General features: G+C 58.7%; 17 protein-coding genes, 16 tRNA genes and 1 rRNA gene. 2 read left to right on the top strand and 32 right to left on the bottom strand.

What is annotated here, in order from left to right:
* Window positions 1-119: 119 nt before the first annotated feature.
* From zwf to FTE24_RS14855, 9 genes are all read right to left on the bottom strand, one after another.
* Complete coding sequence (zwf, locus tag FTE24_RS14895) at window positions 120-1,676, bottom strand: glucose-6-phosphate dehydrogenase (protein ID WP_141447151.1); 1,557 nt, start codon at window positions 1,674-1,676, stop codon at window positions 120-122.
* 236 nt (window positions 1,677-1,912) lie between these two features.
* Window positions 1,913-3,682, bottom strand: a complete 1,770-nt coding sequence (locus FTE24_RS14890; protein ID WP_160441782.1) for a sugar-binding protein — start codon at window positions 3,680-3,682, stop codon at window positions 1,913-1,915.
* A 292-nt stretch (window positions 3,683-3,974) separates the two neighbouring features.
* The gene (locus FTE24_RS14885) at window positions 3,975-4,625 is read right to left on the bottom strand and encodes a response regulator transcription factor (protein ID WP_141450376.1); all 651 of its coding nucleotides are present in this window, start codon (window positions 4,623-4,625) and stop codon (window positions 3,975-3,977) included.
* Between the two features lie 2 nt (window positions 4,626-4,627).
* On the bottom strand, window positions 4,628-5,692 hold the full coding sequence (locus FTE24_RS14880; RefSeq protein WP_150232688.1) for a histidine kinase: 1,065 nt from the start codon (window positions 5,690-5,692) through the stop codon (window positions 4,628-4,630).
* Between the two features lie 70 nt (window positions 5,693-5,762).
* Window positions 5,763-6,410 (bottom strand): cell wall-active antibiotics response protein LiaF, encoded by a 648-nt coding sequence (gene liaF / locus FTE24_RS14875; RefSeq protein ID WP_150232687.1) that lies wholly within the window; start codon window positions 6,408-6,410, stop codon window positions 5,763-5,765.
* A gap of 222 nt (window positions 6,411-6,632) precedes the next feature.
* On the bottom strand, window positions 6,633-7,349 hold the full coding sequence (locus FTE24_RS14870; protein WP_141447155.1) for a PspA/IM30 family protein: 717 nt from the start codon (window positions 7,347-7,349) through the stop codon (window positions 6,633-6,635).
* Between the two features lies 1 nt (window position 7,350).
* The gene (locus FTE24_RS14865) at window positions 7,351-7,860 is read right to left on the bottom strand and encodes a PspC domain-containing protein (protein ID WP_141447156.1); all 510 of its coding nucleotides are present in this window, start codon (window positions 7,858-7,860) and stop codon (window positions 7,351-7,353) included.
* A gap of 6 nt (window positions 7,861-7,866) precedes the next feature.
* The gene (locus FTE24_RS14860; RefSeq protein WP_141447157.1) at window positions 7,867-8,538 is read right to left on the bottom strand and encodes a PspA/IM30 family protein; all 672 of its coding nucleotides are present in this window, start codon (window positions 8,536-8,538) and stop codon (window positions 7,867-7,869) included.
* A gap of 85 nt (window positions 8,539-8,623) precedes the next feature.
* Window positions 8,624-8,929 carry a hypothetical protein gene (locus tag FTE24_RS14855; protein WP_141447158.1) on the bottom strand — a complete coding sequence of 102 codons (306 nt, stop codon included), beginning with the start codon at window positions 8,927-8,929 and terminating at the stop codon, window positions 8,624-8,626.
* 377 nt (window positions 8,930-9,306) lie between these two features.
* Here FTE24_RS14855 and mprF point away from each other — a divergent pair, with 377 nt between their 5' ends.
* Window positions 9,307-12,141 (top strand): bifunctional lysylphosphatidylglycerol flippase/synthetase MprF, encoded by a 2,835-nt coding sequence (mprF, locus tag FTE24_RS14850; RefSeq protein ID WP_150232685.1) that lies wholly within the window; start codon window positions 9,307-9,309, stop codon window positions 12,139-12,141.
* Window positions 12,142-12,304: 163 nt separating this feature from the next.
* Here mprF and FTE24_RS14845 read toward each other — a convergent pair whose 3' ends face one another.
* From FTE24_RS14845 to FTE24_RS14830, 4 genes are all read right to left on the bottom strand, one after another.
* A complete protein-coding gene (locus FTE24_RS14845; RefSeq protein ID WP_150232683.1) occupies window positions 12,305-13,366 on the bottom strand; it encodes a Gfo/Idh/MocA family protein in 1,062 nt (353 codons plus the stop codon).
* A gap of 26 nt (window positions 13,367-13,392) precedes the next feature.
* Window positions 13,393-14,514 (bottom strand): Gfo/Idh/MocA family protein, encoded by a 1,122-nt coding sequence (locus FTE24_RS14840; RefSeq protein WP_150232681.1) that lies wholly within the window; start codon window positions 14,512-14,514, stop codon window positions 13,393-13,395.
* A gap of 95 nt (window positions 14,515-14,609) precedes the next feature.
* The gene (locus tag FTE24_RS14835) at window positions 14,610-15,392 is read right to left on the bottom strand and encodes a sugar phosphate isomerase/epimerase family protein (protein ID WP_150232679.1); all 783 of its coding nucleotides are present in this window, start codon (window positions 15,390-15,392) and stop codon (window positions 14,610-14,612) included.
* A gap of 75 nt (window positions 15,393-15,467) precedes the next feature.
* Complete coding sequence (locus tag FTE24_RS14830; RefSeq protein ID WP_150232677.1) at window positions 15,468-16,658, bottom strand: Gfo/Idh/MocA family protein; 1,191 nt, start codon at window positions 16,656-16,658, stop codon at window positions 15,468-15,470.
* Between the two features lie 195 nt (window positions 16,659-16,853).
* Here FTE24_RS14830 and FTE24_RS14825 point away from each other — a divergent pair, with 195 nt between their 5' ends.
* Window positions 16,854-17,672: an AraC family transcriptional regulator gene (locus tag FTE24_RS14825; protein ID WP_150232674.1), complete on the top strand. Its 819-nt coding sequence runs from the start codon at window positions 16,854-16,856 to the stop codon at window positions 17,670-17,672.
* 119 nt (window positions 17,673-17,791) lie between these two features.
* On the opposite strand, the gene FTE24_RS14820 is transcribed toward FTE24_RS14825, so the two are convergent.
* From FTE24_RS14820 to FTE24_RS14730, 19 genes are all read right to left on the bottom strand, one after another.
* Window positions 17,792-18,859 (bottom strand): mannonate dehydratase, encoded by a 1,068-nt coding sequence (locus FTE24_RS14820; protein WP_150232672.1) that lies wholly within the window; start codon window positions 18,857-18,859, stop codon window positions 17,792-17,794.
* Window positions 18,860-19,006: 147 nt separating this feature from the next.
* Window positions 19,007-19,753 (bottom strand): GntR family transcriptional regulator, encoded by a 747-nt coding sequence (locus tag FTE24_RS14815; RefSeq protein ID WP_160441781.1) that lies wholly within the window; start codon window positions 19,751-19,753, stop codon window positions 19,007-19,009.
* A gap of 85 nt (window positions 19,754-19,838) precedes the next feature.
* Window positions 19,839-19,919: transfer RNA gene (locus tag FTE24_RS14810), tRNA-Leu, on the bottom strand.
* A gap of 23 nt (window positions 19,920-19,942) precedes the next feature.
* Window positions 19,943-20,019 (bottom strand) — tRNA-Arg (locus FTE24_RS14805).
* Window positions 20,020-20,043: 24 nt separating this feature from the next.
* Window positions 20,044-20,117: transfer RNA gene (locus FTE24_RS14800), tRNA-Cys, on the bottom strand.
* Window positions 20,118-20,131: 14 nt separating this feature from the next.
* Window positions 20,132-20,206 (bottom strand) — tRNA-Gly (locus FTE24_RS14795).
* A 23-nt stretch (window positions 20,207-20,229) separates the two neighbouring features.
* A tRNA-Gln gene (locus tag FTE24_RS14790) sits at window positions 20,230-20,304 on the bottom strand.
* 11 nt (window positions 20,305-20,315) lie between these two features.
* Window positions 20,316-20,388, bottom strand: a tRNA-His gene (locus FTE24_RS14785).
* A gap of 42 nt (window positions 20,389-20,430) precedes the next feature.
* Window positions 20,431-20,504, bottom strand: a tRNA-Trp gene (locus FTE24_RS14780).
* 5 nt (window positions 20,505-20,509) lie between these two features.
* Window positions 20,510-20,594: transfer RNA gene (locus FTE24_RS14775), tRNA-Tyr, on the bottom strand.
* A gap of 13 nt (window positions 20,595-20,607) precedes the next feature.
* Window positions 20,608-20,683 (bottom strand) — tRNA-Thr (locus FTE24_RS14770).
* Window positions 20,684-20,716: 33 nt separating this feature from the next.
* Window positions 20,717-20,792 (bottom strand) — tRNA-Phe (locus FTE24_RS14765).
* Window positions 20,793-20,843: 51 nt separating this feature from the next.
* Window positions 20,844-20,919: transfer RNA gene (locus tag FTE24_RS14760), tRNA-Asp, on the bottom strand.
* A gap of 19 nt (window positions 20,920-20,938) precedes the next feature.
* Window positions 20,939-21,012, bottom strand: a tRNA-Met gene (locus FTE24_RS14755).
* Between the two features lie 18 nt (window positions 21,013-21,030).
* Window positions 21,031-21,106: transfer RNA gene (locus FTE24_RS14750), tRNA-Val, on the bottom strand.
* A gap of 84 nt (window positions 21,107-21,190) precedes the next feature.
* Window positions 21,191-21,262 (bottom strand) — tRNA-Glu (locus FTE24_RS14745).
* Between the two features lie 15 nt (window positions 21,263-21,277).
* Window positions 21,278-21,368 (bottom strand) — tRNA-Ser (locus tag FTE24_RS14740).
* A gap of 3 nt (window positions 21,369-21,371) precedes the next feature.
* Window positions 21,372-21,447, bottom strand: a tRNA-Asn gene (locus FTE24_RS14735).
* A 147-nt stretch (window positions 21,448-21,594) separates the two neighbouring features.
* A 23S ribosomal RNA gene (locus tag FTE24_RS14730) occupies window positions 21,595-21,805 on the bottom strand; the annotation flags it as partial.

The following is a 21,805-nucleotide window of genomic DNA, read 5'->3' as shown; positions in this document are numbered from 1 at the left end:
CAAGGTCAAGCTTCGGTTCGATATTCGGTCGGAAAAAAGCAAAAACCGCCGCGCAGCCGGAATGTCCGGCCGCGCGGCGGCTGATCTGCGGAATACACCGCTATGATCGCGCAATCCGTTTAGCTGCTCGAAGCGGCTACCCAGATCACGTTGTCTTCTTCTTCGCCGTTCACCGGCCACCAGTGGAATCCGTCGCGGGCAAGCAGTTCGTCCGCTTCTTTCGGTCCCCAGCTTCCTGCCGGATACGAGCTGACGTCGGACGGGTTTTCTTTCCAGGCGGCGTCGATTTTGTCGACGAATGCCCAGGCCGAAGCCACTTCGTCCCAACGCGTGAAATAGGTGGAATCGCCTTTGGCGGCATCGTGGATCAGGCGCTCGTAAGCTTCCGGCGAGTTGATACCCACCAGGCAGCTCTGACAGAACTCCATCGCCACCTGCGCGATTTCGGATTCCGAACCCGGCTTCTTGGCGTTGATCTTGAAGTAGATGCCTTCCATCGGATTGACGCGGATGACGAGCAGGTTCGGCTGCAGGTCGTGCTTTTGTCCGAGGTAGATGTTGCCCGGCATCTTCTTGAATTCGATGACGACTTCCGTCGTTTTGACCGGGAGGCGCTTGCCTGTCCGGATATAGAACGGAACGCCGGCCCAGCGGAAATTGTCCACGGATACGCGAGCCGCGAAGAACGTCTCGGTATTCGAATCCGGATCGACTTTGTCTTCTTCGCGGTAGCCCGGCAGGTCTTTGCCTTTGCTTTGTCCGGCCGTATACTGGCCGCGCACGACATTGGCTTTGACTTCGGCGGCGTCGGCGAAATGATGCAGCGAACGCAGCACTTTCACCTTCTCGTCGCGCAGGTCTTCCGCAAGCGGACGGCTTGGCGGTTCCATCGCGATCATGGTGAGCAGCTGGAGAATATGGTTCTGGCCCATATCGCGCAGCGCGCCCGCATGATCGTAATAGCCGCCGCGTTCTTCGACGCCGACCGTCTCGCCGAGCGTGATTTGCACGTTGGCGATATATTTGTTGTTCCAGAGCGATTCGAAGAACAGGTTCGAGAACCGAATGGTCTCGATGTTCTGCACCATCTCTTTGCCGAGATAGTGGTCGATCCGGTAGATCTCGTCTTCCTTGAACACATGGCCCAATTCTTCGTTCAGCTTCTCGGCCGACTTGAGGTCGTAGCCGAACGGCTTCTCGATGACCAGACGATGCCAGCCTTCGTTATCGAGCATGCCACCTTCGCGCAGGTTCAGCGAGACGCTGCCGAACAGTTCGGGCGCCAGGGCCAGATAGAAGAGTCGGTTGCCCGGGATCGAAAACTTCTGCTCGATCGCTTCGGTCTGTTCTTTGAGTTCCTGGAATCCCGCTACGTTGTTAATGTCGAGGGATTTATATTCGAAGTGTTCCGCAAACTTGTTCCACTTCTCCTGGTCGGAAGATTTGTACCGGCCGAATTCCTGGATCGAGCGGAAAACGTCGTCACGAAACTCTTCGTTCGTACGAGGACGCCGAGCCACTCCGACCACGGCAAAGTCCTCCGCCAATTTTCCTTCCCGGTACAAACTGAAAATGGCCGGGAACAACTTGCGACGGGCCAGGTCTCCGGTAGCCCCGAAGATGAAAAAGACCGCGCCCGGTGCTTTCAATGCTTCAAGATTTTGATTGTCCGCCATAGCTCCCCATTCTTCCTGTAGTTGGTATAGTATCTCTTGTCTTTATGTCTGACTCTTAATTCTCCGCGTTGACGCGCAGAAAGAAAGATGTGATGTCATTTTAACATATCCCTCAAACTGATGCTATCGCAATGATATCATTTATGCTGATCCAACATGAAGGTTTCATTAATATTACCACCACCAAAAAGGCCGGCAGAATCACGCCGGCCCCGCAAAAATCAAAGGGAACGCTTTCAGTTTGCAAGCGTTACTTCGCCGTACACGCGCGTATCCGCCCAGTACGGCAAATTTTTGTCGATCCAGCTCAGATACGTGTCGCGCCGTCCGTCGCCGTTCGAATCGTCGTTGGCGCTCGCGTTGAAGCCGATCTTGTCGCCGGCCTGCGGCGTAAGCGCCGTGTACGGCACGGCGAACTCCGCCGTATATCCGCCGGCCCGCTCCGCGACCGCGCTTGAGACGGCCGACAGATCGAATCCGCGCACGGCGGAAGAGCGTGCGTTGTCGAGCCCGACGCGCAGTTGGTAATCGCCGACGGTCCGCGTCCCGTTCTTCGCGTTGCGCTCGTCGACCCATACTTCGACCGAATCGTTGTGCTCGTCCGCGGCGAGCGCGTTCGGCGTGGCGTCCGTCATCTCGAATAAATAGTAGAGCGCGGCATCGTCCCAGACGATCCGGACGGTACCGGTCGTGCCGTTGGCGTCCGTGTTCAGCCGAAGCGGCGTCGCGTTGCTCCATACGTCGTCGGCCGCGCCGTCGATTCTCGGCGTGCCGCGCGCCGCGACGGCCCCTTCTTCTTCGCCTCCGCCCGGAGGCGCCGAGTTCGGCAGATCGCTGACGACGTCCGCCGCGGACTGGTTATACAGCGCATGGCCGCCTGCGCCCCGGACCGTATTCCCGACAAATTCCAGCGTCCCGACGACCGTTCGCAGCAGATGGATGCCGTGGTTGGCCGGATCCCGGATATCGTTGCGGGCAAACGACGCCTCAATGCTTGCCGAGCCGAGTATCAGGATGCCGCTGTCCGCCGAATCGGTAATCGTATTGCGCTCGATGATCGCGTTGACGATGCTCGGCTCCTTGTACGTCGCCTGCAGGCGAATGCCGCCTTTTTCCGGGATCGACGCATTGCGGCTGTCGCGCAGGATCTCGTTGCGGCTCACTTTGAGATTGCGCACTTCGTACGTCCGGTAGCTGCCTTCCGACGCGATAAACACGCCTGCGCCGCCCGTGTCGGCTATTCGATTGCGTTCGATCGAAATATCCGTACCGCCGGAGACGGTAATGCCGCGCGCGTGGCCGCCCGAGACGTCGTTGCGCGAGATCTTTACGTTTTTGACCCAGGTTCCGTTTTTTTCGTACGACACGACGGCGATCATGTCGTCGCCCGTATCGCGAACGATATTCCGCTCGACCCGGATATTCCCGGACCCTCCCGTGATATGGATCCCGTCGGCCCGCGTATCCCGGACCGTATTCCCCGAGATGCTGCCGTTCGTGCCGTAGACGATAATCCCGGCCGAAGATCCGCCCTCGATCACCGTGTCCTTCACGGTAAAGTCCGACGCCTCCGGCGTCACATGCACCCGCGCCGAGACGGAGCTCGACAGCCGCTCCGGCACGGGCACGCTCGTGAGCTTCACGTCGCTCAATCCGCTGCCGCTGCCGGCCAGCTGGATCGCCTGGCGCTGCGGGTTCGTGCTGCGGAGCACGGAGCGTTCGCCTTCGCCGACCAGCACGACGCCGTCCAGCGTAACGACGTCGCCGTACGCGAAGGTACCCGCGGGTACCCACACCTTTTTGCCCGCGGCCTTGGCGGCGGCGACCGCCTGGCGGATCGCGGCCAGGTCGTCTCCGTCATCGTTCGGGACGGCTCCGTAATCGGCAATCGAGACGGCGTTTGAAGCCGCCGAGACTTCCCGGGCCGCGAACGGGCCCGAAGCGGCAGCGGGAAGAGCAAGAACGGAAGCGGTCAGCAGGTACGCCATTTTCTTGAACATAGACATGATGCAGCCCCCCATTTCGAATAATAACAACCGTTGACTTTCCGGCGGATTGTGCCAAGCCTTGCCTGATTAGGCTGCGTTCAAAGATCGTAACCGGCCGCAGCTGCGCATCCCTCCCGTCTGCGTTTTGTTAAGCGCTTACAAAGCATACTCGATCCGGCTTGCCTGCCTGCGCAAATCGCAGAATGTGTTAACCGTCAAATTGTGAAAGGCCGCCGGAACGGCAAAAAAACGGATCGGCTGCACAGCCGACCCGCCGATCCAATCTGTTGTCTTCGATACGTCGGACCGCTTATTCGGCCAATCCGTTTTTGTAAGCGTAAATCGCCGCCTGCGTCCGGTCTTCCACGCCGAGCTTGGACAGCAGGTTCGTGACGTGGAACTTGACGGTCTTGATCCCGATGATCAGCTCGTCCGCCACTTCCTGATTCGATTTGCCCTGCGCGACCAGACGCAGCACTTCCATCTCCCGGTCGGTCAGATCTTCGTGCAGCGCCCGCACGGGCGCGGGCGCGCGGAACCGATCCATCATTTTGGCCGCGACCTGCGATTCCAGCACCGACTGACCGCGGACCGCGGCACGGATCGCGTCGGCCACTTCGTTCGCCCGCGACGTTTTGAGCAGATAGCTGAACGCCCCGGCTTCGATGACCGGATACATTTTCTCGTCGTCCAGATAGCTCGTCAGCACGATCACTTTGCAGCCGGGACAGATCTTCAGCACTTCGCGCGTCGCTTCGATGCCGTCCATGCCGTCCATGACGAGATCCATCAGCACGACGTCGGGCTGGTACTGCTGCGCCAGACGCACGCCTTCCTCGCCTCCGCTCGCTTCGCCGATAACCTCGATCCCGTCTTCGGTGTCCAGCACCGCGGCCAGACCGATCCGCACCATCTCGTGATCGTCGACGAGCAGCACGCTAATGAGTTGTTCCGTCTCCATCGTCATTCCTCGCTCCCTCTTTGTCCCCCGTTTACCAGCGGCACGGTCAATTCGATCCGCGTTCCTTTGCCCGGAGCGGTAATGTACCGAATCGAGCCGCCGATCTCGCTCACCCGCTCCTGCATGAGCGACAGCCCGTACGAAGACTGCTTCTTGTCGTCGAGCTCGAAGCCGACCCCGTTATCTTTGAGCGACATGCGCAGCGAGTCGTTGCGCCGCACGATCATAATCTCCATTTTGTCCGCTTTCGCGTGGCGAAGCGTATTGGACAGCGCTTCCTGCACGATGCGGAACAGATGGTTCTCGATCCCTTTGACTAGTTCGAGCCCGGCGTCCATATTGAGCGTGATCTCCATCTGCCCTTTGGCCTGAATCTCGCGCACCAGTTCGCTCAGTCCCTGATACAGCGGTTTGCCTTCGAGATACACCGGACGCAGATGCAGCAGCAGCGCCCGCATCTCGGACTGGGCGACGGATGCCATCTCTTCGATCAGTTCCACCTGGCGCCTCGCGCGGGACAGGTCTTTCTCGAACGTCCGGCCGACCGCCGTCGCCGTCATCGAGATCGCGAACAGCTGCTGCGACACGGCGTCGTGCAGCTCGCGCGCGAGCCGCTGCCGTTCTTCCACGATCGCGGACACCCGCGCCTGTTCGGCGAGTTGGGCGTTATGCGTGGAGAGCCGCTGCAGGGAGCTTACCTGCTCTTCCCACTTTTTGCCGATCCGTTCGAGCTGCCCGGCCAGCACTTCCATCTCGCCGCCGAGCGGTCCGACCGGGCGCGCCGGATTGCCTTTTTCCCACAGCAGCAGCGTATCTTGCAGCCGGTCGTATTGAATCTTGATCTGCAGCGACCGGTACAGCCCGTACAGCGCGCCGACGGCGACGCTCACCGTCAGCACGGTGAGGCCGGCCCGGATTCGCAGCGGCCACGTGTCGGGAACGTCCAGCAGTTTGTACGAATACAGCACGTACAGCGCGGACAGCAGCACGATAAAAGACAGCAGGATCCCCGAGCCGATGCCCCGCACGATCGTATTCGATTTTTTCGCTTTTCCCGCTTCGTTCACCGTGCCTGTTCACCGCCTTCGAATTTCTGAATCGCTTGCGCCTAGCGGTGCACGCCCGCTTCGCCCCGTTCTAGTTCATTCGGATATTCACGTCGCCCGCGGCATACGCCAGCACGACCCGGACTTTTTGTTCGCTGTGATCGTAGCCCGGCGAGCGCCAGACGAACTTGTTCAGCAGACCGCTGCGGCCTTTGCCGTCAAAAGCCACTTTGCCGCAGCCGAGAAATACGTCGAGTTCGATGCCGTATTCTTCCGGGAACGTCAGGTCGGCGTCGCAGATCAGCCCCTGCAGGTGAATGACCGTGTCCGGCTCGGTCGGCAGCGCAAGCGCGAAATCGCAATCGATGTCGCCGAACACATGCCACAAGCTGATATTTTCCGGTACCCACGCTTCGTGTTCGCGATTCAGCTGCGCCGCCAATTCCTGGCGGCGTCCGTATTCGCGCCCGGCATGCAGTTCGCGCGCCCGGGCGTAGAATACGCCGATCGAGAGCAGGATGCCGCCGAGCAGGATGACGATATGGTCGAGCAGCAGCAGTCCCGCTCCGACGGCGAGGCATTTGTACCCGACCGACGTCCGTTCGGCACGCATCGTGTAGATCCCGTAACACAGCACGAGGAGAGCGATCAGCGAGAGCGGGCTGATCCATCTGCCGAGCAGCATCAGCATGCCGGCGGCGATCAGGACGATCGCCCATGTGCGTTTTTGAGTTTTCATGCCGCTTCTCCTCCTGCCGTGTTCCGAATTTGGCCTTTGCGCATCTTCTTCCAAGCGTAGCAAAAGCCATAACGGTATACACCGTATGGCTTCGCCTGTGCCTATTTGAGCCGGAAGCCGTATCGCACGGTCCGTAATTCTTGTCGTTTTGCGTTCTTTCAAGCTTGCGCTTGCGGTAACTTCGCTAGTATAGCATAAGTTCGGCCCGCCGCGTGCGGCTTCTTACTGCTCGTCGCCTTTGGTCAGCGAAGGCGAGCTGTGTCCGCCGTTCAGTTTGTTCTTCATCGCGTTCAGCTGCTCGTCGACTTGAAGCTGCTTCTGCGCGTCGACCGGGCTGAGGTAGGCGGACGGACGGCTGGAGCTGCCGTAAGGCGTGCGCAGCACGTCGGCTTCGGCTTCCATCTGCATGATCTTTTCTTCCATCCGGCGGAAGCCCGACGAAGAAGTGCCTTTGTCGATCGCGTAGACCGGGTTGACCTGGGCCATTTGCTTTTTGGCTTTCGCCATTTGGGCGCGGGACACCAGTTCGTTGCGCTTGTTGCGCATTTGGTAGAATTCGTCTTTCATCTCGTGCAGCTGACGCATCAGATCGGACACTTGAACTTCGGCCTGCGCGTGCAGATCCTGGGATTCCGCGATTCTTTGATCGAAGTAGATCTTTTCTTCGAGCAGTTTGCGCGCCGCTTCTTCCTGGCCGTTCTTGAGTGCCGCTTCGGCCTGCGCTTCGCGCTGGGTGGACATTCTATACGATTCTTCGAGACGCTGCTTCATACGGCGCTCGTTCGCCATTTGCTTGGCTACCGTCACTTCGGCTTGATGGATCTCTTCTTCCATGTCACGCAGGTATTGGTTCAGCATGACGATCGGATCTTCCACCTTGTCCAACATTTCGTTTACCGACGCTTTCGTCATATCGCGCAATCTTTTGAATACTCCCATTTTATAAATCCCCTTTCGGATTGTCGTTCTCGTATTTGGACAGCTTGTGTTTGAGTTCTTCGACTTCTTTTTTGAGTGCCTTTTTCTCGATATCTTCCATCATCGCGTCGATTCCGGAATCCGGAATGTCGCGCTTTTTGAGATCCGCGCGCTGCATCTGCGGGCGATGCGGAGGAAACGGGCGTTCGAATTCGCGTTCTTCGCGCAGCGGTCTCGGCGCATGCGGCTCACGGTCGCTCTCCGCGCGGTAAGGGCCTTGGCCGTACGCGTCTCTGCCGTACGGATCGCGGCCGTATTCGTCGGGGCCGTACGGATAGTACGGCGGAGCCGGCGCTTTCGGAATGACGAGCGAAGCGATGAAGTAGATCGGAAGCATCGCCCCGCTGGTCAGCGGGATGGCGACAAGGAACAGGATTCGGAGCAGCGTGGGGTTGACGCCGAATTCGCGCGCCAGTCCGCCGCAAAGTCCGGTAAGCATTCGGTCCTGGGTCGAGCGGTAGAATCTATGCATCCTCGCTTACTCCTTCCCTTCGTTGCGTTTCAATTTTTCTTTTAGCCGGGCCATCTCCTCTTCGAGGATGCTGCCGACTTCCCCGATCTGCCGGGAAGCTTCCTGCCCCAGCTTGCGGATATCGCGCAGGCTGTACGTTTCGTATTCGATCGACGACATCTGGTCTTCCAACCGGTCGAACATTTTCGGCACGTCGGATTCGTAGCCGCCGCTGCGGCGATTCAACCGCTGCTGCAGGCGAAGCGTCTCCATCCGGGCGTAATAATATTGGCGCTTGTTGTATACGGTCTGGTATTCGTTGCGCAGCACGTTCAGCTGCTCGCCGAGCTCTTTGAGCGTCTCCTGGCTCTGGTTCCACAGATCCAGATACTGCCGTTCTTTTTCCTCGTACAGCATCTTCTCCTGCAGGGCCAGCTTGGCGATCGTTTCTTCGTCCGCCTTGAGAGCCAGCATCGCCTGCTCTTCGCGCTTCTCGCGCATCGATACCGCATGGTCGACCTGCTGCCGGAGCTGCTTGCTGTGGTGGGCGCATTGATCGTGCAGGCGCTGCACTTCGCCGATCTCCTGCCGGGTCTCGACGAGGAACTGGTCGATGATCCGCACCGGGTCCTGACTTTCTTCAAGCTTATCGTTAAGGGTAGCCAGCGTAATGTCTCTCATTCGTTTGAACATGCTCATTCGGCGTTTTTCCCTCCTCTGCGTAATGTCCGTTCCATCTTTCGTTTACCGGGACTCCGGAGCGACCGGGCTTGGCCGACTGCAATCAGCCGCCGAATCCGCTCCGTCTGTTCGAACGTTTACCGGCGATCCAGACGATGCCTGCCGCGATCAGCGCGATGCCGAGCAGCGGTCCGATCAGCCACGACAACTTCGCCATCAGCATGCAGCCGCCGATGATCAACAGCGTCCAGCCCAGTACTTTCTTGCCTGTCTTGACCGCGTAATAACCGAGTGCGAAGATAGCGACCGCGAACAGCAATCCGACGAAACTTCCGAGTTTTCCGAACAGAATCAGCGCTCCCAGTACCACAAGTACGATAGCCGGGATATTAAGTTTCATGCTTCTCATTAACTTTTCACCGCCTTCCCTGAATCAATTTCCTTATGCCTTTATTCTAGACGGAAGAGGCTTCGCGCAAAACGGACCCGAGGCGGTTTTTGAACCTAGACCTGAGGCGGGGAACCTCCCGGACCTTCGAGCGTATATATAAATCGGATCGGGTAAAAGGCAGTGAACGATCGTCGCCCGAACGTCGATGTATATAAGGAAGAAGGCTGAAGCGTCGGGCGGAAAAACGCGCTGCGTCGGCGCATCCGCGAAAAGTTACAAAGATGTTCGGTTCGAAGTCGGGGGTTTTATGTTAAGATTTATAGAACGCATGCCGATGGAAATAATTGTATACTTTTAATACCTTCTATTTCACTCTTACTAATGTAGGTGACTTCATGAATCGTACGAAAATCGTTTTGGAACGTCTGCACATTTTGCGAGTGTTCGCTTTTCTCTACCGTATGAAAATCGTCCGGCTGCTTATCCCGGTCGCCGTCATCGCTTTCGTCTATTTTCAGAGCGAGGGCGAACTGCGCAAGCTCAATTTCTCGCGCATCCTGTTCGACATCCGGACGATGCCGACAAGCGCCATCTTTCAGATTCTTGCCCTGTCGCTCGTCGCCGTCTCGGTCATGAGCGCGTACGACTTCCTGATCTGCCGGCATTTCCGCCTGAACGTAAGCAAATGGGCGGCTTTCCGGTACGGCTGGATCTCGAATACGTTCAATAACTTTCTCGGCTTCGCCGGCTTTACGGGCGCCGGCGTGCGGGCTCTGCTGTACCGCAACAGCGGCGTCACGCTGGCCCAGATCACTCCGGCCATCGTCTTCCTGTCGCCGACCCTCGTGACCGGCTTGTCCGTGCTGGCCTGGGCGGGCATCGTCGGCCTGCTGCCGATCAAGCTCATGCTGAGCGAACACGGCTGGCTGGTCTACGCGGTATGGGGCATGGCGCTTTACCTGCCGATCTTCCTGCTCATGCAAAGATCCAAGCTGTTCGCCAAATGGTTCCACAAACAGGGCGACGGCAGCCGGCTGCCGTGGAGCATTATCGTCAGCTCCGTGCTGGCTTCCGTGCTGGAATGGTTTTTCGCGGGCCTTACGTTCTGGCTGATCTGCTCCAATTTCCTGCATGACGTTCCGCTCAGCCAGGCCATGGCGATCTACAGCGTTGCGGCAATCGCCGGCATCGTCAGCTTCGCGCCGGGCGGCATCGGGGCGTTCGACATCACCGCGCTGCTCGGCCTGCAGTTGGCCGGCGTGCGGCCGGAGACGGCCCTTGCGACCATCGTGCTGTTCCGCGTCTTCTACTTCATTATTCCGTGGCTGATCGCGCTGGCGATGACGGCGTTCGAACTGCTGCCGAGCCGCCGCAAGGCGATCCGCAAAGAAACGGCGGCCGGAGAACCCGCCGCCGGCGGCCTGCCGGGCACAGGGTCCAAAAGCGACGGTCAAGACGAGCTGCCCGGCCAAGGCGAACACGACGGCCTTGCCGCCCAATGGCAGCGCTTCTGGAACTGGCCCGGCCAATTCGGCTTCCTGAGCGATATGGGCATCTGGGCGCTCGGCAAGCTGGTGCTGGCCTGCGGCTTGATCTTGCTGCTGTCCGCGGCGACGCCCGGATTGTTCGATCGCCTGCACTTCATGTCGCGCTTTCTGTCCACGCCGCTCATGAAGCTGTCGCAGCAAATTTCGGTCGTGATCGGCTTCATGCTGATCATCCTGTCCAGCGGCATCTCCCTGCGGCTGCGCAGGGCGCACCGGCTGACTTCGCTGCTGCTGGTCGCCGGCGCGCTGTTCACTTTCTTCAAAGCGTTCGACTATGAGGAAGCGATCTTCCTGCTCGTCGTGGCGCTGCTGCTCTGGGTATCCCGGGCCCGCTTCTACCGTTCGGGCGCGACGCTGTCGAGCAAACGGATCGGATTGTGGTTCGTGTTCACCCTCGTGCTGGCGGGTCTCTATTACCTGATCGGAACGTCGTCGCGGCCGCGCTTCCTGCATCGCCTGCCGGCCGGATTCCAGCCGGAATGGATCATGCAGCCGAGCGAATACGGGGCGATTGCCGCGAGCGGCATCGTCGGCGCGTGGATTCTGTTCTCGATCCTCGTTCTGCTGCGTCCCAAACGGCAGGACGCGCAGCTGCCGTGCGGCGACGAGCTGAACCGGCTGGATGCCTTTTTGCAAACGGAAGAAGGCAATCTGCTGTCGCATATGCTGTATCTGGGCGACAAGCAGTTCTATTGGGCGCAGGACGGCAAAGTGCTTATCCCGTACGCGCGCTCGCGCGATAAGCTGGTCGTGCTCGGCGATCCGCTCGGCCCGCAAAAGCTCGTTGGCGACGCGATCGAGGAATTCCAGGCGTTCGGCGACCGCTACGCGCTGTCCGTCGTGTTCTATCAGGCTTCGCCGGATTATCTGTCGATCTACCACGAGAAAGGCTACCGGTTCTTCAAGCTCGGCGAGGAAGCGCTGATCAATCTGGAGACGTTCACGTTCTCGGGCAAAAAGATGACTGCGTTCCGTACGGCCAAAAACCGCTTCGAGCGGGACGGGTATACGTTCTCCGTAGAAGCGGCTCCTTACGGAGCTGAACTGCTCGAAGAACTTCGCGCCATTTCGGACGTCTGGCTGGGCGACCGCAAAGAAAAAGGCTTCTCGCTCGGCTTCTTCAACGAAGCTTACCTGCAGCGCTCGCCGCTTGCGCTGCTCAAAGACCCGGAAGGCCGGGTCGTCGCCTTCGCGACGCTCGCTCCGGCATACGACGGCGGACGGACGATCTCCGTCGACTTGATGCGCCATCTGCCCGATACGCCGAACGGCACGATGGATCTGCTGTTCGCAAGGCTGATCGAATGGTCGCAGGCGCAAGGATACAAGACGTTCAATCTCGGCATGGCTCCGCTGTCGAGCGTCGGCAAGAGCCGCAGCTCGCTGCGCGAAGAGAAGCTGGCGAATCTGGTGTTCCGCTACGGCGGACACTTCTACGGCTTCGAAGGGCTGCGCCGGTACAAGGAGAAATTTTTCCCGGAATGGCAGCCGCGTTATCTGGCGTATCCGGCTTCGGTCTCGCTGCCGGTCCTGCTCGTCGACCTCGTGATCCTCGTCTCCCGCCGACCGAAAAACAACGATCGGGGCGACGGCACGGTCGAGATCGGCGAATCGATGCCAAGCGGCAGAACGCCGGCGGGCTCCCCGAACCGGGAAGCCGAATCGCCCGGCGGTTCGGACTAGGCTTGCTCGGACTAAGCTCGTTCGGCCGCAGCGCCTGTGAACGGCGCCTTTCCAAATTATGATCGCACTTCACGACCAAAAGCAGGCATCGACGCGAGCGTACTCGCGCAGATGCCTGCTTTTTGGTCTGTTTTCTGTTGGCGGAAGCTTGGCCCAAGGCCGCTCAGTCCGTGCACGTAGCGCGGGTGGATAGCGGCATTCCGTTCGGCCGTACCGCCTGCCCCTGCGCCCGCGAAGCCGCGTAAATGCCGTGCACGAGATCGAGGGCACGCCCGCCTTCTTCCGCGTCGAGCCAAAATTTGCGCCCGGCGCGGACATGCCGGTAAAAGTCCTCGATCAGCAGGCCGTGGCTGAGGCCCCAATACGACTTCGCGCCCGCGGCGCTCCGGGCAGGGCGGCACAGCTCCGTCTCTTCGCCTTCCTGCAGCAGATAGAGGCGGTCCCGGCGCTGCAGCAGCAGGCCCTGCTCGAAGATCAGCTCCAGCTCGACGGGGCTGTTCGCCAGATACGCGTTCGTGCCGTAGAACAACGCCCGGACGCCGTTCGAAAAATCGAGGCAGGCATGGGCCGTATCTTCGACCTCGATATAATCGCCCAGGGCGTCCGTCGTGACGCTGCCCGCGATCCGCTCGATTTCGCCGCCGGCGAACCATTGCAGCAGATCGAGCGTATGGATCGTCTGGTTGATCAGCAGCCCTCCGCCTTCTGTCGCGATCCGCCCGCGCCACGGGTTGTCCGTATAATAGTCCGGGCTGCGCGACCAGGTCACCGCGCCTTTGAGGCAGAGCAGCCGGCCCAACCGACCGGAATCGATAATCTCCCGAATCTGCCGCGAACTTTCGTTATAGCGATTCTGGAACACGACGCCGAGCTGCGCAGGTCCGGCCGCGGCCGCCGCGATTCGCAGCGACCTCGCCGCTTCCGGCGTATGGGCGATCGGTTTCTCCGTCAGTACGTGCTTGCCGGCCGCCAGCAGTTCTGCCGCCATCTCCGCATGCAGATGATGCGGCGTGCACAGATGCACGACTTCAATGTCCGGACGTTCCAGCACCGTCCGGTAATCGCGCGCCGCTTCGCAGCCGTAAGCGGCCGCTTCCCGCTCCGCCCGGGGCAGATCGAGGTCCACCGCAAGGCGCAGCTGCGCCTCTTCCATATTTACCAAAGCCCGCGCATGCTGGGCGAAGATCGTGCCGCAGCCGATAATCGCCGCTCCCGTTTTTGTCATCAGTCGCACCTTCCGTCTTCGACTTTTTACGTCTTATTCGTGAGCCCTGCCGATTCCGGCTTGCGCAGCGTGTCCGGCGTCAGGTTCAGCGCGGCCGCCTGCGCTTCCAGGCACAGCCGCGCGGCCAGAAACGCATGCGCCTGCGTCATCGCCTGCTCCGTGCGGTTCAGGCTGTCCAGAATCAGCTGCCCGAAGAACGGGCAGCCCACTTTGCCGGACACCTGCTCGTAATGCTCGCCTTCCCCGTCCACCCAATACACATGGTCCCCGGAGTCCGAACGCGCGATGTCCGTATATTTGCGCAGCTCGATGTATCCCTCGGTGCCCAAAATGACCGTCCGCCCGTCGCCCCATGTACCGAGCCCTTTGGGCGTCAGCCAGTCGACGCGAAAATACTGCGTCGCCCCGTTGTCGCCGACAAGCGTCGCGTCGCCGTAATCTTCCAATTCGGGGTATTCGGGGCTGTTGTAATTGCCCACCTTGCTGTGCAGCACCTGGGCGCTCTTGCAGCCTGCATAATGCAGGAACTGCTCGATCTGGTGGCTGCCGATATCGCACAGGATGCCGCCGTAGTCTTCGCGGCGGAAAAACCAGTCCGGGCGGCCGGCGGCATTCAGCCGGTGCGGGCCCGCGCCCGTCACCTGTACGACGCGGCCGATCGCGCCCTGGCGGATCAGCTGATCCGCGTACACCGCGCTCTCGACATGCAGGCGCTCGCTGTAGTAGACCATATACTTGCGGCCCGTCCGGGCGGCGCAGGCTTCCGCCTCGTCAAGCTGCGCGAGCGTCGTGAACGGCGCTTTGTCCGTGAAATAATCTTTGCCGCTCTCCATCACCCGCACGCCCAGCGGTCCGCGTCTGGCCGGGATGGCCGCCGAACAGACCATCCGCACTTCCGGATCATCCAGAATGTCTTCCAGCGAATCCGCTGCCTTCACGCCCGGAAACGACGCGATAAAAGCTTCCATTTTGACCCGATCGGGATCATAGACCCATTTCAACGTGCCGCCGGCTTCGATCAGCCCGTTGCACATGCCGTTAATATGCCCGTGATCCAGAGCCGCCGCCGCAAAAACAAATTCGCCCGGTGCCACTACCGGCTTCGCTTCGTGTCTCGGCGCGTAATTCATGCCGTCGCTTCGTCCCATCGTCGATTCATCCTTCCGCTGCCTTTTTTTCGCACAGTCCGCACGGCTGTTTCCCGTTCCGTCCTGCTTGTGAGATCCTTCCACTCCCAAACTCCTTACATCGTCTTCTCCCGCCGCAGCAGTCCGTGCAAATAATCCAGGCTCATCCTCGCACTCTCGAACGGGTCGCGCCGGCAGACGTCCTGCTCGACGACGTACCATTCCACGCCTGTCGCCCGGCACGCTTCGATAATGGCCGGATAATTCATATTGCCGTGTCCCACTTCCGCAAAAACCGCCTGTCCGTCCACGATCTCCATGTCTTTGAGATGGACGACCTCCATTCGGCCTGCGACCTTGTGCGCCCACTGGGCCGGATCGCCTCCGCCTGCCTGCACCCAGTACATGTCCAGTTCGAAGCCGAACGCTTCCGAATCGCTTTCGTCCAGCAAAATATCCATCGCCGTGCGGCCGTCGTACCGTTCGAATTCGATCTGATGGTTGTGGTACACGAACTGCAGGCCGTACTCCTGTTTGAGCCGCCGGGCGATACCGGACGCTTCCTTCGCAAAAGCTCGGTAGCCGTCCGCGCTGCCGCGGTACCGGTCCGGCACCATGCCGAGTCCGACGTAGGCGCAGTCCCACAGCTTATGCTGCTCCGCCACAGCTTGCAGGTCATCCGTCAGCCGATCGTACGCAATATGCGTGGCGCAGATCTTCAGTTCGTTTTGCACCGCGAGTTCTTTGACTCTATGGGGATCGATAGGGCCGATGCCCGACACCTGCACCGCGTCGTAGCCGATTTGCTTGAGCCTGGAGAGCGTGTCCGCCAAGCCTTCCTTCGTCTGTGCCTGTTCCCGAAACGTATACAACTGAGCGGCAATCGTCGATCTTTTCATCGTATGTTCCGCCTTTCCCACGTTTTTGTGCGCGTGCATCTCTGATTGCCGGTTGATCCGTGATGCGCGGCGGAATCAGTGCGTGCCCGATACGTTGAGCGTCGCGTCCGTGCCCGTTTTTTTGACAAAAGTGGACTGCTCGATCCGTTCGTTCAACTGCGCCAGATAAGCGTCTTCGTCGATCGGAAGTTCAACCCAGCCGTCGGTCCAGCTCGACAAATGCATCGCGTTCGACAGCGTAAGCCCGTGGATGCCTTCTTCGCCCGGGGCGATCAACGGCTCTCCATGCAGCACGGCCCGCGTAAAATTGCTCAGGATGCCTTCGTGCTGCTCCCCGCTTCCGCGCTCGACCGGCACGTCGCATTTCCAGCATTCCGGCTCTCCGAATCCGCCCGTATACGACGCATTGAACTCCGGTTCCGGCGTGCGCAAGCGCCAAAAGGTCAGCTTGTCGTCCTCGATCACGATTTTGCCGTTATCGCCCGCCAGCTCGAACCGGTTCGTACCCGGCGCCTCGCCGACCGTCGTCACGAACAGTCCGGTCGCTCCGTTCTCATACTCCACGTAGGCGGTCACGTCGTCTTCCACCTCGATATTCCGTTTTTTTCCGAAGCTGCAAAACGCTCTTACGCGCTTGGGCATCATGCCCGTCGTCCACTGCCACAAATCGAGCTGATGCGGGTCCTGGTTCAACAGCACGCCGCCGCCTTCTCCCTGCCACGTCGCCCGCCAACCGCCGGAATCGTAGTAGCTCTGCGAGCGATACCAGTTGGTGATGATCCAGTTGGTCCGCCGGATCTCGCCCAGTTCGCCCGATTGAACGAGGTCGCGCAGCTTGCGGTAGAGCGGATTGGTGCGTTGGTTGTACATGATGCCGAACACAAGACCCGATTTTGCCGCTGCGGCCGCCGCTTCGTTCATCTGCCGCACCGCTTTGGTGTAGACGCCGGCCGGCTTTTCGATCAGCACGTGCAGACCGTATTGAAAAGCTTCGATCGCCAAAGTCGGATGATCGTAATGAGGCGTCGCGATCAGCACCGCGTCGATCTCGCCCGAGCGCATCAGCTCTTTGGGATCGGCGTAACGTCTCACGTCAGCCGGAAGATGCTGCTCCGCCCAATCCAGCCGTTCCTGCCGCACATCGCATACCGCGGTCAGCACGGCCCCTTCGATCCGCTGCCCGTTCAGACTCTGCGCGTGGGCGCTGCCCATATTGCCGATACCGATTACGCCGAACCTTATCTGTGTGCCTGTAGTCGTCTTCATGATGTCCCTCCGCCGCTTGCAGATTATGTTTCCGCTTCCATTTCTGTTCCTGTCGTTCGTTCCTTTTGAGAATAACCCGGACGCGCACGCAAGAACATGAACACGATTAAGAACTTCTTGTCTAAAACTAAGGTGTTTTGGCTAAAAGAAGGTATACTGCGAATAAGGACACATCTATGGAAAGCGAGGGTTTTTATGCAGTCTTTTTCCCGCAACGAACTGGAAAATCTGACCGTCCATGTCTCCCATGCTTTTTACCGCGCCGGTTATTTCGGTTGGAACGCTTCCGAAGAGAAGCCGTCGTTCAACCGCCTGTATTACGTGACCGAAGGGGAAGGCGCGGTGACGCTCGACGGCATTCGGTACGAACCCCGGCCCGGGCAGCTGTTCATTATGCCGGCCGGAGCCGTGCAGACCCGCTTTACCCCGCCCGGGAATCCGTATTCCCGCTACTTCTGCCATTTCGACGCGAAGATCGGCGGCTGGCCGCTGTTCCGGGCGGGGTCGCCTTTTCATCTGGCCGATGCCGCCGATCCCGGGACCGTCGAAGCGCTGTTCCGCGACATGATCGGGCAGTCCGAGCATCCCGGCCCTTTTGCCGCGCTGCGCGTCAAAGCGTGCCTGCTCCAGCTGCTCGCCTGCTGCCTCGAACGAAGCGGGCACGACGAGCAGTCGGAGCTTGCGGCGCAGGCCGGGGAACGAGGCAAGCTGAGCGCTGTGCTGGAGTATATCGAGGCTCGGCTGGAAGAACCGCTCGAAGTCGAACGGCTGGCCGAAATCGTGCATCTGCATCCCAATTATTTTATTCCCTATTTCAAAAAACAGATGGGCACCACCCCGATGAGCTACGTGCAGCATAAACGGATCGAGTTCGCCCGGCGCCTGCTGACCTCCACCGACATGGGCATCTCGCTGATTGCGGACCGCGTCGGCATGGACCCGGCCCACTTTTCCCGCACTTTCAAAAAAACGACCGGTGTCTCGCCCAGCACGTACCGCAACAGTACCCGTTAAATCGGTCGCGTCAAAAAGCCCGGTCGCCGTCGTCGGCGCCGGGCTTGATTCGGTTGGCTGTGTCTTGCAACGGTTGAGCTTTTTGCGTTTTCCCGTTAGCGTTACTTTTACTTTTACTTTTACTTTGACTTTTCTGGCGCCTGCTTCGCTTTGGTCGTCGCTTCCGCCAAGCCGTTGATGTATACGGCGCCCAGCGCCCGGTCGTACAAGCCGTAGCCGGCCCGTCCGGTCTCGCCCCAGATCATCCGGCCGTGATCCGAGCGGAACGGTCCGTCGAAGCCGTAATCGGTATACGCTTTGACGATTTCATAAAAGTCGAGCGAACCCCATTCCGATAAATGACCGGATTCCCGGAACGATTTGTCGCCTGTAATCTTCACGTTGCGCAGATGCGCGAAATGGACCCGATTCCGCACCCCGCCAAAATATCGCACCATCTCCACGAAATCATTTTTCGGATCGCAGCCAAGCGAACCGGAGCACAGCGTCAACCCGTGGTAAGGCGAGTCGTGCAGGTTCAGGAAACGCTCCAGATTGTCCCGGTTCGTCATGATCCGCGGCAGACCGAAGATCGGCCACGGCGGATCGTCCGGATGGATCGCCATTTTGACTCCGCTCTCCTCGGCCGCCGGAATGATCCGCTCGATAAAGTAGGCCAAGTTCTCCCACAGCTTCTCTTCGTCCACTTCTTCATACTTTTCCAAAAGAGGACCCAATCCGCCTTCGCCATAGGAAGTATCCCAGCCCGGCAGCGCCAGTTCGCCGAGCTTGGGGTCCATCCGGCGAATAGTCTCTTCTTCATAGATCAACGTGGTCGATCCGTCCGGCAGCTCGAAATTCAGGTCGGACCGCGTCCAATCGAATACGGGCATAAAATTGTAACAGACGACCGGGACGCCTGCATTGCCCAGATTGCGCAGCGTATTGGCGTAATTCTCGATGTAGCGGTCGCGTGTCGGCAGACCCAGCTTGATGTCTTCATGCACCGGAACGCTTTCGATGACCGACAGCCGCAGTCCGACTGCTTCTACCCGCCGCTTGAGCGCGCGAATATGCTCCACCGGCCATTCCTCGCCGACCGGAATATCGTAAATGGCGCTTACGATCCCTGTCATCCCGGGAATCTGCGCAATATGCTCCAGCTTGACGGGGTCGTCTTCGCCGTACCAACGAAACGTCATCTCCACTTCGATCCACTCCTTCTGCTTTAAAGTCTACATACTGGAATACTAGCATGCCAGTATAGGCATAGCAAGCTTATTCGGGTGCCGCCGCTTTGCCCCCGTTCTGCAAAAACAAAAGCAGCCGACGGGTCGGCTGCTTTTGCGAATTTGTTAAAGGGCATTGCGCGGCGCCAAACCGTCCGAAGCCGCCACCTCGAACACGTCCGAAGTTTTGAAAAAGCCGCTGTACCGATCGTCGCTGCCGAGCAGCGTTTTCCAATGCAGAATCGGCTGCCGGATATGCTCGTGTACGGCACCTTCCACCTCGTCTACGCGCCCTTCGGCAATCAGTTCGATCCACTGGCGGTGCTGCTCGATCGCCTCGTCGAAAGGATGCTCCGTCTCGAACAGCAGCCGCATCCGATTGTAGTGCGTACTCAGCCTTGTGATCGAGTCCCACACATGTTCTTTGCCGCAGCCGCGAAACATCAACCGGTGAAACGCGTTGTCCAGCTCGTGAAAAGCCGCTGCACCGGCTGCGTGATCCCGCACGTCTTCCTGCTGCTGCAAATTGTGCCGCAGTTCCAGCAAAATGTCGGACGACAGATTCCCGCAGACCAGGCGGAGCACTTCTTGTTCCAAATTCAGTCGCATAAAAGCCGCTTCTTCGATCAGCTGTGCGTCGATCTTCGAGACATACGTACCGACCTGGGGAATCACGTCGACCAGATACTCTTCTTTGAGTCGGGACATGACTTCCCGCACCGGCGTGCGGGACAGCTGCAGGGCGGCCGCCAACTCGATCTCGCTGATTGCCCGTCCGGGAACGAGCGTCAGATCCATAATATTGCTGCGGATCACCCGGTACGCATAGTCTTTCCCGTTCTCGCCCGCCTTCCGGTCGGTCTCTCTCAGCATCGCGGTCCGCCCCTTTCGAAATGACTTTGCCGTCATTGTAACAAAAAAAAGAACCTGCAGGCTGCAGGTTCTTCATTACTCGTAATACCGGTGAAAGGACTCGAACCTTCACGGGTCTCCCCACTCGATTTTGAGTCGAGCGCGTCTGCCATTCCGCCACACCGGCACAAACAAAAAAAACTAGATAAATGGCGCGCCCTAAGAGATTCGAACTCCTGGCCTTTTGATTCGTAGTCAAACGCTCTATCCAGCTGAGCTAAGGGCGCAAGCTGTATAAAATTTTGAAAAACTGGAGGCGCCACCCAGATTCGAACTGGGGGTAGAGCTTTTGCAGAGCTGTGCCTTACCACTTGGCTATGGCGCCGTAAATAAAAAAAATGGAGCGGACGACGGGAATCGAACCCGCGACCCTCGCCTTGGCAAGGCGATGCTCTACCGCTGAGCCACGTCCGCTTACTTTTTTTGAAGAAATAAAATGGCTGGGGGTATAGGATTTGAACCTATGCGTGACGGAGTCAAAGTCCGTTGCCTTACCGCTTGGCTAACCCCCAACAAAGAAAAGGGCGATCGACGGGAATTGAACCCGCGAATGTCGGAGTCACAGTCCGATGCGTTAACCCCTTCGCCACGACCGCCAAAATGCAAAATAAATCTTTGGGTTAAATATGAAATTACTATGGCAGGGGCAGCAGGAATTGAACCCACACTAACGGTTTTGGAGACCGTTGTTCTACCTTTAAACTATGCCCCTATAACTGGTGGAGGCTGATGGATTCGAACCACCGAACTCAGAGAGAACAGATTTACAGTCTGCTGCGTTTGGCCACTTCGCTAAGCCTCCACAATTCAATAAATGGTGCCGGCGAGAGGACTTGAACCCCCAACCTACTGATTACAAGTCAGTTGCTCTACCAATTGAGCTACACCGGCCAATTTTTGAATGTGATTCTATTTGGTTATCAATGGTGGCTCGGGACGGAATCGAACCGCCGACACAAGGATTTTCAGTCCTTTGCTCTACCGACTGAGCTACCGAGCCAAGCAGTTTTTCCTGTAAGCCCGACTTCGAGCAGATGGAAAGCAATAAAAATGGCGGAACCGACGGGATTTGAACCCGCGATCTCCTGCGTGACAGGCAGGCATGTTAACCCCTACACCACGGTTCCAGGCCATAAGGTGAAGCAATTGCGGGGGCAGGATTTGAACCTGCGACCTTCGGGTTATGAGCCCGACGAGCTACCGAGCTGCTCCACCCCGCGTCAGAGTGTATAATTATATGGTGGAGGCTGAGGGGCTCGAACCCCCGACCCTCTGCTTGTAAGGCAGATGCTCTCCCAGCTGAGCTAAGCCTCCATTTCACATACGCTTACTAGTATATCATGTTAGCAGCCTCATGTCAAATGTTTTTTCGTGCTTCTTCTCTTTCGAAAAGAAGAATGACCCGTAGGGGATTCGAACCCCTGTTACCTCCGTGAAAGGGAGGTGTCTTAACCCCTTGACCAACGGGCCTTGCTGTAAAAAATATGGCGGAGAGAGAGGGATTCGAACCCTCGAGACGCTTTAGACGCCTACACGATTTCCAATCGTGCTCCTTCGGCCACTCGGACACCTCTCCATATGGCTCCCCGAACAGGACTCGAACCTGTGACAACTCGATTAACAGTCGAGTGCTCTACCAACTGAGCTATCAGGGAACATTCAGCTTAAAAATAAGCTATACTACAAGGTTTGCACCTTGAAAACCGGATCCGAAACGATCCACTTCGCGTCATGAAGTGTTTGCTCGCGCAGAAGTCTCAACCGAAGCGGATGCTTCCGAAGAACCTTGCTGCGCAAGTCTATAGGATAAGCCCTCGACCGATTAGTACAGGTCAGCTACACGTATTGCTACGCTTCGACCTCCTGCCTATCTACCTCGTCGTCTTCAAGGGGTCTTACCACTTGCGTGTGGGAAATCTCATCTTGAGGGGGGCTTCACGCTTAGATGCTTTCAGCGTTTATCCCTTCCGCACGTAGCTACCCAGCGATGCTCCTGGCGGAACAACTGGTACA

Source organism: Saccharibacillus sp. WB 17 (genome assembly GCF_008634075.2).
Lineage (GTDB): Bacteria > Bacillota > Bacilli > Paenibacillales > Paenibacillaceae > Saccharibacillus > Saccharibacillus brassicae.
The sequence above is the reverse complement of the archived record's forward strand: the minus strand, read 5'-3'. Positions and strand labels throughout refer to the sequence as shown.

What these genes read in the sequence shown, in the direction of transcription:
- zwf (WP_141447151.1), bottom strand. Translation starts at nt 1,676, where the DNA reads ATGGCGGACAATCAAAATCTTGAAGCATTGAAAGCACCGGGCGCGGTC.
- FTE24_RS14890 (WP_160441782.1), bottom strand. Translation starts at nt 3,682, where the DNA reads ATGTCTATGTTCAAGAAAATGGCGTACCTGCTGACCGCTTCCGTTCTT.
- FTE24_RS14885 (WP_141450376.1), bottom strand. Translation starts at nt 4,625, where the DNA reads ATGGAGACGGAACAACTCATTAGCGTGCTGCTCGTCGACGATCACGAG.
- liaF (WP_150232687.1), bottom strand. Translation starts at nt 6,410, where the DNA reads ATGAAAACTCAAAAACGCACATGGGCGATCGTCCTGATCGCCGCCGGC.
- FTE24_RS14870 (WP_141447155.1), bottom strand. Translation starts at nt 7,349, where the DNA reads ATGGGAGTATTCAAAAGATTGCGCGATATGACGAAAGCGTCGGTAAAC.
- FTE24_RS14865 (WP_141447156.1), bottom strand. Translation starts at nt 7,860, where the DNA reads ATGCATAGATTCTACCGCTCGACCCAGGACCGAATGCTTACCGGACTT.
- FTE24_RS14860 (WP_141447157.1), bottom strand. Translation starts at nt 8,538, where the DNA reads ATGAGCATGTTCAAACGAATGAGAGACATTACGCTGGCTACCCTTAAC.
- FTE24_RS14855 (WP_141447158.1), bottom strand. Translation starts at nt 8,929, where the DNA reads ATGAGAAGCATGAAACTTAATATCCCGGCTATCGTACTTGTGGTACTG.
- mprF (WP_150232685.1), top strand. Translation starts at nt 9,307, where the DNA reads ATGAATCGTACGAAAATCGTTTTGGAACGTCTGCACATTTTGCGAGTG.
- FTE24_RS14845 (WP_150232683.1), bottom strand. Translation starts at nt 13,366, where the DNA reads ATGACAAAAACGGGAGCGGCGATTATCGGCTGCGGCACGATCTTCGCC.
- FTE24_RS14840 (WP_150232681.1), bottom strand. Translation starts at nt 14,514, where the DNA reads ATGGGACGAAGCGACGGCATGAATTACGCGCCGAGACACGAAGCGAAG.
- FTE24_RS14835 (WP_150232679.1), bottom strand. Translation starts at nt 15,392, where the DNA reads ATGAAAAGATCGACGATTGCCGCTCAGTTGTATACGTTTCGGGAACAG.
- FTE24_RS14830 (WP_150232677.1), bottom strand. Translation starts at nt 16,658, where the DNA reads ATGAAGACGACTACAGGCACACAGATAAGGTTCGGCGTAATCGGTATC.
- FTE24_RS14825 (WP_150232674.1), top strand. Translation starts at nt 16,854, where the DNA reads ATGCAGTCTTTTTCCCGCAACGAACTGGAAAATCTGACCGTCCATGTC.
- FTE24_RS14815 (WP_160441781.1), bottom strand. Translation starts at nt 19,753, where the DNA reads ATGCTGAGAGAGACCGACCGGAAGGCGGGCGAGAACGGGAAAGACTAT.